The 13,738-nt window shown below is 52.2% G+C and carries 6 protein-coding genes; all 6 read left to right on the plus strand.

Features of this window, described 5'->3' with window-relative positions; genetic code table 11:
* The first annotated feature begins 71 nt into the window (after positions 1-71).
* Positions 72-8,672, plus strand: a complete 8,601-nt coding sequence (locus L6H70_RS00020; RefSeq protein ID WP_236328339.1) for a chitobiase/beta-hexosaminidase C-terminal domain-containing protein — start codon at positions 72-74, stop codon at positions 8,670-8,672.
* 21 nt (positions 8,673-8,693) lie between these two features.
* Positions 8,694-9,383: a S1 family peptidase gene (locus tag L6H70_RS00025; protein ID WP_236328340.1), complete on the plus strand. Its 690-nt coding sequence runs from the start codon at positions 8,694-8,696 to the stop codon at positions 9,381-9,383.
* 148 nt (positions 9,384-9,531) lie between these two features.
* Positions 9,532-9,894: a LytR/AlgR family response regulator transcription factor gene (locus L6H70_RS00030; protein ID WP_236328341.1), complete on the plus strand. Its 363-nt coding sequence runs from the start codon at positions 9,532-9,534 to the stop codon at positions 9,892-9,894.
* Positions 9,895-9,972: 78 nt separating this feature from the next.
* Entirely contained in the window at positions 9,973-11,148 is a 1,176-nt protein-coding gene (locus tag L6H70_RS00035; RefSeq protein WP_236328342.1) for a MalY/PatB family protein, read from the plus strand.
* Positions 11,149-11,270: 122 nt separating this feature from the next.
* Entirely contained in the window at positions 11,271-12,221 is a 951-nt protein-coding gene (locus L6H70_RS00040; RefSeq protein WP_236328343.1) for a nucleoside hydrolase, read from the plus strand.
* Positions 12,222-12,368: 147 nt separating this feature from the next.
* The gene (locus L6H70_RS00045) at positions 12,369-13,613 is read left to right on the plus strand and encodes a stalk domain-containing protein (RefSeq protein WP_236328344.1); all 1,245 of its coding nucleotides are present in this window, start codon (positions 12,369-12,371) and stop codon (positions 13,611-13,613) included.
* Positions 13,614-13,738: the final 125 nt, after the last annotated feature.

A 13,738-nucleotide genomic window follows, 5' to 3' on the forward strand; every position in this document is an offset into this window, starting at 1 on the left:
CCGTGAAATGACGGGTGTGGGTATCCTACTGTAAAGGATCACAATACTATTTAAGGTGGTGCATGATGGGAATGAAGCAGAAATCAATCCTGGGGTTGGCGGTTGCGCTGATCGTGCTGACTATCGCAGCGGTTGCCGGGGGCTTGATGGCGAAAGCTGATGGGCAGACCTGGTCGGGCGCGGCAGATACGTCATGGTACAACCCGGTTTATACAACCTTTAAGATTGACAATGTAACCAAGCTCGCCGGGGTTGCGAAGCTGGTAAATGAGGATAAAGATGCCAGTGGGGACCCGATTAACGGGTTCAGCGGCAAAATTCTGGAGATTGACCGTAACTTGGATCTGGGCGCTTATCTCTGGGTACCGATTGGAACCGGGGAGCATCCGTTCCGCGGAACCCTGATTTCCAAGGAAGGCTCAATCATCACCCTTTCGGGGATGAAAGTGCAGGACGGCCTGTCCTATCAGGGGCTGGTCGGCAATATGATTGACGGAACCGTAGGCGGGTTTGTATTTTCCAATAGCGGTTCCATTAGTGTTACAAGTGTTACCTATGATGTCTATGCAGGTGCGGCAGTCGGCAAGATGGCCGGAACAAGCATTGTGTATGATATTACCAACAATATGAAGATTACAACGGATAGTGCACCTTACCCTGCTTATGCAGGCGGGATCGTTGGGATGGGGGAAGGCTCCATCGCCAATTCCTTTAACCATGGCGTGGTTACCTCAACGGGTACGGCTGCTGCCGGCGGGATCGTGGGTTATGGAGACGCCGGCGGTTTGAAGGTGAAGAAGGTGTCCAACTACGGCGCAGTTGCGGCGGTCGGGCGGGACGGAGACTCTGTCTATGCCGGTGGTATCGCCGGGCATGCGGTTGGCTCCGTTACAATGAATGATGAGAATACCGTGATCAGCAATACTGCTCAGGTAACCGTAAACGGCGGTTCGACCGTCTTTGCCGGGGGCATTATCGGTAAAATCGACAATACTGCAGTATTTTCCGACTCAACAATCAACAGCGGAGCAGTAAGTATCGACGCACCGGCAGCAACTGGCACCTATGCAGGAGGCTTGCTTGGGGCAACAGGGACTGTGACCAGTCCTGACTTCAACATTGCTTTTGTCAATTCTGCTCCAGTCACCAATATTGGTGGAACCAATGTGCATACTGGCGGGATTGCCGGCTATGCAGACAGTACGTTTACCTGGACAAAAGGCTATATTCATGCTGCCGATGTCACAGCTGCGGGTTCGCAGAATATTTACACCGGTGGATTGATCGGCTATGCAGCTAAAGGTATTGTCCTGAATAATCCTGCGGCCAATGCTTATGAGAATACTGCCCATATCAAAGCCAACGGTGGCACTGTAGTGTATACGGGCGGAATTGCCGGCTACGATACAGGCGGCAGTATCTCCAATGCCTCCTTCACCGGCAGCATTGATGCTGTTGGTACAGCGGATGTGTACACCGGCGGGATCGCCGGATATGAGATCGGCGGCACCATCCTCTCATCCCAAGCCGGCAAATCGTCTGCGGCTCCTACGATTACTTCCGACGGAACAATCGGCGGGATCGTTGGTTATCTGGATGGAACGGTCAGCCAAGCTGCCGTTAAGTATATTCGCCTGAAAGCTACAGCTGAAGGCGGTGTTATAGGCGGGATCGCAGGCCGTGCGCAAGGAACCATCAGCAGCGCTTTTGCCGGGGATGCTGAAGCTGCGGACTACAACAGCTTAACGATTGAGTCCGCGGTTAAGAATCCGGCTGCCGGCGCTGATAACATCACAGCGGGCGGGCTTGTCGGTATTAATGACAAGGCGCTGGAGCTTACCGGCAGCAAGACTGCCAGAGTAGGTTTTATTACGGAGAGCGGGAAGAGCGGATACACCTTCGGTGCTGTAGCGGGTGAGCTTAACGCGCTGGCTGTCATCGGGACAACAGCAGCACCGATTGAAGCCAATGATTTCCTGATTGAACTGAAAGCAGATAATAGCATTGCAGGCGGTGCGGTCGGGATTAACCGGGCAACCGGACTCCATCTGCACACGAACCGCATTGAGATCAAGGCAGTTGGAATATCGGCGCGTGCCGGAGGTGTCTTTGGTGAGAATCACAGCGCGGCCCCATATGTACTGGCTGAAAATATTGCCTTGTCTTCCACAGGCGCAGATGCGAAGCTTGGCGGGATTGTGGGATATAACACGGGATCGCTCACAGACGCCACTGCAAATTCGGTGAGCATTATTGTTAATGGTGAACGTACCGAAGCCGGCGGTATTGCCGGACGTTCGGAAGGAGCGGACGCTGCCTCCAGCCGGGCCAGTATTGTTACCCCAGTATTCACTGCCGGGGAAGCAATCGTTGTAACGGTTAACGCAGTTGATGCCAAAGCCGGCGGCATTGCCGGATTTGCGAAAGCTACGGATATTATCAACCCTGCAGCCGGTGCGGTAGCACCGGATTACGTCAGTTTCTCGGTCAAAGCAGCCGGGGCCAGAGTCGGTGGATTAGCCGGAGCCCTGGAGAACAGTAATATCAGCGGGGATACCACTACAATCAATATGGAGAATCTGTTGATCAATACAACCAAGGACGCTGCAAACGCCTATGTCGGCGGTCTGGTTGGCTATAACGACAAGTCCAGACTGGAACGTCTGGTCGGCAAAACCCTGAATCTGACCTTAAACGGGCCTGGCGTGATAACCGGAGGAATGACCGGTTACAATCTAGGTACCAATTCGGCAGTTATAATGAACAACTATATTTCCGCCCTTAGTCTGAAAGCTAACGCTACCGCAACCGGCTCGACAATTGGCGGTATCGTCGGACTCAATGATGCGCGGACCACAGACCCGGCCGTAAACCCGGGAACTGCGGTAAGCACCCTTCAGAACAGCCGGACACTTGGCAGCATTGCGATTACGGCACCTTCCTCGAAGCTGGGCGGAATGGTCGGCGAAAACCGCAGCCTGATTGCCAATAACAGCATTACGGATAAAATCTCGGTGTCCTCCAAAGGCAGCAATGTAACCTTCGGCGGCTTGGCCGGATTGAACACGGAAAAAGGAACACTTTATTACACCTATTCGAATGCCAACCTGACCATCGAGGGTGCCGGCACACTGGCAGGCGGTCTGGCAGGCGAGAATGCCGGACAAGTCAAAGGCTCTTATGTTGATATCGACATTACGGGCAAGGCTACTGGTACAGCAAGCCAGTCTGTCTTCCTGGGCGGTCTAATCGGCCGTAACAGTGCAGGTACGGTGGAGCAGTCTTATACTTCATCCAAAGTTACTGCGGACGGGATTTATACCAATGTCGGCGGGCTCATCGGTGAGCTGACCGGTGGTTCAATTAAGAACTCCTACGTGGCAAAAAGAGTATCTGCCACTAAAGAAAATTCCTATGCCGGCGGATTTATCGGCAGAATTAAAGACGGTAAAGTAACAAACGCCTACTCTGCGGCTGAAGTATCAGCCACAAATGGCGCTTATGCCGGAGGTTTTGCCGGCCGCTATGATAATGCCAGCAAAGAGCTCTTATATAAGACCTACTATATTAAAGATGATTCACTCAATATCAATACAGATCTGCCGGACTTTGCAGAAGGCAATCACCGTTGGTTGAACGTGCATGTAAGGCTGACAACCATTCTGTCGTCTACATTGAAGGACAGAACCGCATTCCCTGACTTGTCCGGCTGGGATTTCACCAGTGCATGGAAATACGGATCACTAAATGCGGATTACAAATACCCTGAAGTGAACCGTGAAGCAAATACGGGCGGCGATACCGGCAATGAGGTCAATGCCAATATCAACTGGTACATGAAGGATAAGGATGCTATCGGCTTCCAGATTACCAGTGAAGCGGAACTAGCCGGCCTCGCGGCAATTGTTAACGGCACGATTGCCGGTGTGGACCAATTCGACTTCGCAGGCAGAACTATCACCATCATGAACCCGATTCATATTCAATCGAAGCAATGGGTTCCGATCGGCGACAAGGAAGTAAATGCCTTTGAAGGAACACTGGATGGTGGCAATCATCTGATTGACGGCCTGACCCTGCAGCCGGTCTTCACTTACTCCGGTTTGTTCGGAGTTATCGGAAAAGAAGGAACGGTATCCAACATTAATCTGGAGCCATTATCCGTGACCGGTAACCAATACAGCGGCGCTCTGGCCGGTCTGAATCTGGGTACGGTATCGAATGTGGATCTGAAGCTGCTTGGCGGCATCAAGATCAGCGGCGGAACTGTTGGCGGAATAATCGGTAAGAACACCGGGGCTGTCTCCGGGCTGAAGCTGACCCTGGATGGCGGAAGCCGGATCGAGACGGTTTACAGCAGCGGAATTGCCGGAGGTATTATTGGTGATAACACAGCCGATGTCACCTCCGTCACACTCTCGATGAATACAATCGACGGCAGCATCGGCAGCTCTGCTGATCAAGCTGTTGTTGGCGGCGCCTTTGGCAGACAGTCGGGAAATGTAACAGGACTGAAATTGGAAGTAAGCTCGAAGATCCGGATTACTTCAACAGGCATGAACAGCATCACGGGCGGTCTGATCGGTTCTTACACCGCCGGAACGGCCAGTGAACTGGAAGTAAGCTTCACTGACGGAACGCTGGAAGCCCGCGGACATGATTCCATTCTGGGCGGCGTGATCGGCCAATCTGCTGCCGGTACACTGCTCAAGAATATTACGGTCACTGGACCAGACAACGGTGTTCAATTGACCGGTAACGGCACAATGGGCGGAATCGTCGGTGTGAAAGAAGGCGTACTTGGCGGCATCCTGCCTCTGAATATTGAAGCTGGCGGCAGCACCTTCGATATTGATCATGCAGCAGCAAAACAGATTCATCTGGTCACGACGGAAGACTCTCTGGAAGCTGTGATTGGCGGGATTACCGGACAGGCTGTAAATGTAGCCATGAACGGAAGCTCGTTTGAAGGCGGAATATCGGCTCCGGGCGAAACCGTGGCTGCCGGTGGTATTACCGGACAAGCCGGGAACTCCATTCTATATGATGTAGAAGCCGCTCCAGTGATTACGGCGACAGCCAAAACTGGTGAAGCAGCAGTTGGGGGTATCACCGGAACAATCTCCAGCGATGATATGAACCAAGGCTTTGACTTTGGCAAAGCCTATCCTCTATACAGAGGTATTTATCTCGCAGAGGTCCATAACGGGGCTATCACAGTAACTGGAGTAAACAATACAATGGATCTATATGCCGGAGGTTTGACAGGCCGTATGACAGATGCATCGGTCTACCGCTCCAATACGGCAATTGACCTGAAGGTTACCGGCGGAAAAACTGTGAATGCTGGCGGTATCGCAGGTTACAGCAATGGCATTATCGTGGATGCATTGGGGAACAACAGCCTGAATGCAGAAGCCGGCAGCGTGTACAATGTTGGCGGTATCGTCGGCTGGGGAGCCGATGGTGAAATTCATTACAGTGAAGCTGCTGCCCAAGGCGGCCAGTCTATTACTGTAGGCACTGCTTTGACTCTGGAAAATTCCTTGCCGGCGACACATGCCGGAGGTATTGTAGGATTGGGGGATCACATTAAGATCACCTATACTCATGCACAGCTTCCAGTGAACATTAACGATACCAATAAAGACAATACGATTTATGCGGGCGGCTTCGCCGGCCTTATGGGTGATACCGATGTCCGTGAAGCACAGATTCAGCACTCTTATGCTACTGGTGCTTTGAATGTCAGCGGCAAGCTGGGGTCTTATGTCGGCGGCTTCGCCGGTTCGGTGGATCACTACAGCATTAGCGATGCTTATGCTTCCGGTGATATTGCCAACACGGCGCTGGACACGCGCAGCGGCGGTTTCGCAGCAGCGGTTGAAAGAAACGCCAGCATCAGCAGCTCCTACGCGCTGCAGGCGAAGGTCACTACAACAGGAATCAAATCATCAACCCGGTCTTATACAGGCGGCTTCGCCGGTTATAATGACGGATCTTTAAACAATGTATACGCGAATGTTCCTGGTCTTACGGCAACCGCACCTGCGGGAGCGGATTTCCAGAAGGGTGCGCTGGTCGGCTATAACTTCCGGGACGGCAAAGTGAGCGGTTCGAAGTATGTCGGAACATTAAATGCACTCGGCAAGAATGCCGGTTCGGCAGCGGATGCCTTGAAGTTAGAGGATGCACTAGATCCGCTTGCTTCCGGAGCATGGAACATTGATTTTGACACTTCGTTCATGGATAATGCTGCAGAAGGTGTCATGACGCTGAACTCTCCGCAGCAGTTAACGGGTGCAGTTCTGCTCTACAATGAGACAGGTCTTGAATACTACCGTCTGTATAACAGAACAGCTACGGAGAAGCCTGAGATCAATACACTGCTGCTTGGTGCTGATATTGATCTGGGAGGCAAGCCATGGGTCTCCTTTACGAGCTTTGCAGACAAATTCGACGGCCAAGGGCATACGATTTCCGGTCTTACGCTTGGCTCAGCCGGTGAGATTTATGTCGGCTTTGCTGCTGAGAATCTCGGAGAGATTACCAATGTGAACTTTACAGGCGCTATAGTTACAGCAGACAAGAATGGCGGAGCTGTTGCCGGAATCAACAAAGGAACGATCAGTAAAGTTCATGCCACGAACCTGACAGTGTCAGGTACAGGCACGCTGGGCGGCATAGCCGGCATCAATGCGGGCACCATAGCAGCTTCCAGCTCCGGCGGCAGTATCAGCGGCACTGGTCAAGCGGCCGGCGGTATCGCCGGCGACAATGTGGCTGCTGGTACGATTGCTAACTCGCTGTCTTATGCGGATATTCATGTGGCAGCAGCCGAAGCGGTTGCCGGCGGGATTGCCGGACGCAGCAGCGGCAAGATCAGCAACAGCTACTCAGCGGGTAGAGTTTCGGCTGAGGGCACGGTTAAGGCATGGAGCGGCGGGATCGCCGGACTTGCCCTGAATGGCTCCATTCTTTCTTCATTGAATACTGGTGAAGTAAGAGCCGCAGTGGGCGGTAAGCTGGCACCGGGACAAGCCTTCTTTGGAGGTATTGCCGGGCAAATGGCCAAAGAAGCTTCCATTAGCGGGTCTGTCTTCAACTCACAGATGCTTAAGACCAATACTGCTTACTTTGATGCAGACGGCAAAGCTATAACAGGCAACGCCAGCGCATCCAGCGCAAATGGAATGAAGGCTGCAGAGCTGGCGGGCGGAACACTTCCAGCAGGTCTGAACAACGGATATTGGAAGGCACATGCCTCCTTCTATCCGGGACTTGAAGCTTTCGAAGGCACGAAGCAAGGGCTGCTCAGTTCAGCGGCTGTAATCCTTGCTCCGAAGGATCTTATTAACCGTGTGGCTTCCAGCTTTGCACTGGGAGGCACCGATGCTATTAACTGGACTGCAGACTCCTCCAAAGTAATTCTGAACGGAAAAACCGGAACGCTGACATCCGGCGGCAGCACGAAGCTGACGGTATCCGTTCAAGGAATAAGCAGAAGCATCATCATCAATGAACCTGCCGTGAAATATCCCGAACAGGCACTGGCGCCGGTTGATCTGACCGAAAGCAAAGAAAAGTGGATTATGGTCGGGAAGCCTATCGTTCTTTCTACAAATGAGCCGGGCGGAAGTATTTATTACACACTGGACGGCAGCGCACCAAATGAAACATCTCTGCTGTATAGCGGGCCAATTACGCTGCAGAGTACAACAACGCTTAAAGCAATAACGATTGTTGAGGGTAAAGAGTACAGCGGCGTATTGACGGAAGAGTGGATCATTCCACCATCCGGCGGCGGTGGTGGCGGTGGATTCGTTGCCATACCTGTCAAAGAGCCGGCAATTACGGCTATCGCGAATAACACCAGCGTGAGCGGCAACAGCGAAGCACCGGTGAAGGTAGCCCGGAATAGCAAGCTGAAGCTGACTGCACCGGAAGGGCAAATTATCTATTACACGCTCGATGGCAGCACGCCGACAGTCAATAGTACGAAATACACCGGTGAGCTTCTGATTACCGGAAATATGACGATAAAAATGATCACAGATCAGGATGATACGGTCATCACCATCCAGTATACGGTAGAAAATGCGGAGTACAATCTAAAGAGCACTGCCAGTGAAATCAAGTATATGACTGCCTATGCGGACGGAACATTCAGACCGAAGGCGGCCATTACGAGATACGAGCTGATTTCTGCGCTTGCCCCACTGCTGGATATGGAAGACGTGAATGTCGGAAACCTGTTCAATGATGTAACAGCAGAGCATGAGAAGCTGACGGCGTTCTTTGCTTCTGCGGGAATTATTCAGGGATATCCGGACGGAGGCTTCGGCGGCGAGAAGGGATTGACGCGGGCTGAGTTCGCGAAGATCATGACTAACGTGCTTAACCTGGACCTCACCAAAGCTGGAAGTACGAAGCAATCCGATCTGAAGGGCCACTGGTCCGAGCAATATGTCAACGCCCTATCTAAAGCGGGTTATGTCCAAGGCTTCCCGGACGGAACGTTCAAACCGAATGCACCGATTACACGGGCTGAGGCTGTAGTGATGATCAACCGGATCGCCGGTACGAAGAAGCTGACGATTACGGCTGTGAAGTACAAGGATCTGCCGGCTACCCACTGGGCGTATAAAGATATTATGTCTGTAGTGCAATAAATCGAAGGGAATGTGCAGCGGATGAAAAAACAACTGGCTTACCTTTGCATCATTGTGTCCCTCTTGTCCGCAGTGCTCTTCTACAACGGAACTACTAACGCTGATACGCCGGTTGTTAATAATGCCGAACAGACCTATCAGCTAACCAAGAAGGCTATGTTCTATCTCCGGGTGCTGAAAAGCGACGGGACAGCTAGTGCCACGGGTACGGGAGTGATCCTGTCCCCGGGCGGCACAGCGGCAACCGCCTACCATGTGGTAAAAGGCGCACAGCGGATGGAAGGGATCATGGCAGACGGAACGATCATTAGTCCTATCAAAGTCAGTAACTATGATGAACAGAAGGATCTTGCCGTGCTGGATCTGCCTACACCGGCAGCAGCGAAGCAGGCAGACAATGCCTATCCTTACCTGGAGATACGCACAGAAGCGGTGAAGCATGGCGAAGCTGTATTCGCACTCGGGTACCCCCTGAAGAATACGAACATCATTACCGAGGGGATTATCAATACCCCTGCAGCTGAGATTAACGGAAGAAGCAGAATTCTGACCTCAGCCCAGGTGGTAAGCGGAATGTCCGGAGGACCGCTGATGGATGCGCACGGGCGGCTGGCCGGCATTATTTCCGGCTCTCTGCGGACGATGGATAATATTCATCTGATCATCAATATGGATGACCTGCGCAGCATATTGCCGGCGGCAATGAAGTAAGGGCATAATAACAAGTAGCTAATCTTCTGTAAGCAGCATAGAGGTTTTTACAATCATGGCTGTCCCCCGATAATTCAGATCTACGCGGGGGCGGCTCTTTTTTTAAAGTATAGGTCAAAAAGATTTCCTGGCGAGAGGCGGGAGAGGTATGATTAGAGCGTTTTTGCTGGATGTGAATCAGAAGGATCTCTATAAACTGGCAACAATGCTCCAGCAGTCCGGGAAAGTGGATGTAATCGGAATGTCCTCCCATCCGCAGAGCGCTTTGCATCAGATCATCGGGCTTCATCCGGATGTGCTGTTTCTGGATCTCCAGCTCCACGGCTTGCAGGGAGTGCTGGTAGCCGAGCAGATCAAGCAGCAGCTTCCGGCGATTCAGATCGTAGTGATCACAGAGAGTAAGCAGCATGCCCTATGGGCATTTGATCAGGCAATTGCCGACTATCTTTTGAAGCCGCTTGAAGAGGTTAGGCTTTGCCAGTCATTGGAACGGCTGCGTAAGGGGGGCTGAAGACGTGAAGGATGCCGGAAAGCCCGCCCCTGTGATACAATAATCTGAAAAGCTGAAAATGATGGGGGATTGAAGTGAATGTATGATTTTGAACGCATAATTGACCGCCGCAATACCCGCTCTTACAAATGGGATCAGAATGAAAAGCTCTTCGGCAACAAGGATATTCTGCCGCTTTGGGTGGCGGATATGGATTTTGAGAGCCCTCCGGCGGTGAAGGAAGCGATCCTGCGCCGGGTGGAAGCCGGTGTCTATGGCTATAGCATAGCAAGTGAATCTTACAAACAAGCGATTGTTAACTGGTTCGGACGGCGCCATGATTGGGCGATTCAGCCGGAGTGGATCACGGATTCACCGGGAATTGTCACTTCGCTTAGCTTTTCGGTAGAGCTGTTCACCCAGCCGGGTGATGAGGTGATTCTGCAATCGCCGGTCTATTATCCTTTCTATGATGTCATTAAGATGAATGACCGCAAGGTAGCCAAGAATCCGCTGATTCTTCGCAATGGGCGGTATGAGATGGATTATGCCCACCTTGAATCGCTGATGCAGGGCGGCGCCAAGCTGCTGCTGCTGTGCAACCCCCATAATCCGGGGGGAACCGTCTGGAAACGCGAGGAGCTCCAGCAGCTTGGAGAGTTATGCCTGCGTTACGGGGTAACCGTCATTTCAGACGAAATTCATTGCGATTTGACGCTTCCGGGACATAAGCATATCCCGTTCGCCTCTTTATCTGAAGAACTGGCTAATATTACAGTTACAACGCTGGCAGCAACCAAAACCTTCAATCTGCCCGGCCTGCAGACCTCTTTCATCGTGTCCCGGAATCCTGAACTGCAGGGGAAATTTGAGCGTAAGCTGAAGGCGCTCAGCCTGCATATGTCGTCTTATTTTGCTCCCGAAGCGGTAGAGGCGGCATACAATGAAGGAGAGACATGGCTGGACGAGCTGCGTCAACATATTGCCGGTAATGCCGAATATGCGATCAGCTATCTCGCAGAGCATCTTCCTGCGGTTAAGGTTATGCGCCCTGAGGCCACTTATCTGCTATGGCTGGACTGCCGGGCGCTGGGACTGGATGCAGCAGGACTGAAAAATCTGATGTACAGAGAGGCAGAAGTGGCTTTTAACGAAGGTTCTGTGTTTGGAGCTGAAGGAGAAGGGCATCTGCGGATCAACCTGGCTTGTCCGAGATCGGTACTCACTGAAGCGCTGCTGCGGTTCAGCCGGGCGGCTGCTTCATACGCAGAGTAATAAGGACCCGTTCTATTACAGTTAAGCTTGCTGCAGTCCTTTGAACGCTTGTTGTTCATAGCGCTGCGGCAGGCTTTTTGCTTGGGATCATAAACACATAGAAGAATGGGAGAGAAACAAAAATGAGCAAAACCCGAATCATAATCGACTGCGATACAGGTATTGATGACGCACTGGCCATATTGTATGCGCTTCGTGCTCCGGATGTTGTTGTAGAAGGGATTACTACGGTATTTGGCAACATCGGTGTCGAGCAGGCGGCGGACAATACGCTGCGGCTGCTTGCGCTGGCCCGGCCCGAAGCAGAGATTCCGGTTGCTCTCGGTGCTTCTCAGGCACTGGTCCGTGAACTCCGCGGCTTCTCCCAGCATGTGCATGGTGAAAATGGCATCGGCGATGTGCAGCTTCCGCCATCCAACCAGCGCCTGGTTAGTGAAACAGCGGCAGAATTTATTGTACGGCTGGCGGATGAAAATCCCGGCGAAATTGTACTGGTAACCCTCGGGCGGCTGACGAATCTGTCGCTCGCGCTTGATCTGGACCCCGGACTCAAGGGCAAGTTGAAAAAGGTAGTTGTAATGGGGGGAACGATCTTCAAGCCGGGCAATGTGACTCCGGTGGCGGAAGCCAATTTATGGGGCGATCCCGAAGCGGCTGACCGGGTATTCACCTCAGGACTGCCTGTGCTGATGGTCGGTCTGGATGTGACACTGAAGACACTGATCACCACGGAGCATTTGGAGCTGCTGAAACGGTATGGCCGGGAAGACAATCAGGCGATTATTGAATTTATGGACAAGTCTCTGCAGCATTATTTCAAATTTTACCGTGATGCTAATTATGTGATTAACGGTGCACCGCTGCATGATCCGCTGGCTCTAATGGCTGCGCTGCAGCCGGACCTGCTGACCTGCCGGCAGATGAAGGTACGTGTGGAGCATCAAGGGGAGCATACCTCCGGGATGGTCGTTGCCGATTTGCGGGCGCAGCCCCGGATAGGTGAATTCATCGAGGTCGCCGTCGATGTGGATGCCCAGCGGGCAGTTGGTGTCTTTTTAAGTGCCTTCATGTAAATGTCCTGTTTGCGTTGATTCTGGCTGGTATAAATCTGTAATCTGCAGAAGTTACAATCTATTAATTTGCCAAAAATATCAATTTTGGTAAAATGATAGAGGTGTAACATATATCATTCGGAATCTTGCAGAATGGAGAATCAACATATGAAAATGCTAAGTAAACTATTATTATGTGCGGCAATTTCGATAGGCGGATATACAGCTCTTCCCGCACAGCCTACACAGGCTGCGGCAGGCAGTGTCAGTATCATGCTCGACGGTTATCCGCTGCCGTTCCCGGTTCCGCCTGCGGTGATGAACGGGACTACAATGGTGCCGTTCCGTGCTATCTCCGAAGCGCTCGGTATTCAGGTGGAGTGGAATCAGGCCGCCAAGAAAATTACCGCCACCAAAAGTGACGCAGCGGGCTCCAAAGTAGTCATTCTTACACTGGGCAGCACAAATGCGGCAGTGAACGGAGCCCCCGTAAAGCTGGCTGTGCCTCCGCAAAATTTCCGCGGCACCACGATGATTCCGCTCAGCTTCTTCGGACAGCAGTTCGGGGCCGGAGTTGGATGGAACCAGGCCACTAAAACCGTGTCGATCACCTCATCCCGGAAGGATATGTATACCCTGGGCTTCTATGCACAGAAGTCATACAGTGAGGTTTCGCTGATTCCGGATTTTAATGCGGTTGCTTTCGGCTGGAGCCGGATCGACCGCAGCGGCCAGTTCACGACGACCAGCACGGATTTCTGGTGGCCGAAGGCCGACGGTGATGTCACGCCTGAATCCATTGTTCAGAACGCCGCTGCCGGAGGAACTGCTCCTTATTTGATGGTTTATTCAGGCGATAAGGAGCTGGAATTGACTAAAAATCTGGAAGATCCTGCGCTTCAGCAGCAGACCATATCTGGCATTGTCTCACTGGCTGCAGAGAAAGGATTTCAGGGTATCGGACTGGATCTGGAAGGGCTCGGTCTGACCGGGGACAAGAAAATCGTACAGGGCCAATTCAATACATTCGTGAAGAACTTGGCGGCAGCAGCCAGGCCGGCGGGGCTCAAGCTGACCGTTATTCTGCCCCCGCTGAACGGCTCCTTTAAAGGGTACGACTACAAGACCTTGGCTTCGCTTGCTGATGATCTGGTCATTATGGCCTACGCTTATGAGGACGAATCCAAGCCGGAGCCGCTGAACATGGTGGACCAAGGTATCCGTCTGGCACTGGAGCAGGTTAGTAAAGACAAACTGATCCTCGGCATCTCCGTATACAGCGAGGATGAAACCTCTGTAAATGCCAAGATCGGGCTGGCCAAACGGTACGGGCTTAAAGGTATAGCGATCTGGCGTCTGGGACTGATTGGACAGCCGGTATGGAACGAAATGGGCAAATCCGTGGAATTATAGAATAAATATTGTGAAGGGGCAGCCCGCGGGCTGCTTCTTTTTTGCGCGCTCAGACGATTCTAAACAGACCCATTACAACAAAAGTCACATTAACCTGCGCCTGAAACCTTTATAATTTTTAAGGT

Source organism: Paenibacillus auburnensis, assembly GCF_927798115.1.
GTDB classification, from domain to species: domain Bacteria; phylum Bacillota; class Bacilli; order Paenibacillales; family Paenibacillaceae; genus Paenibacillus_AQ; species Paenibacillus_AQ auburnensis.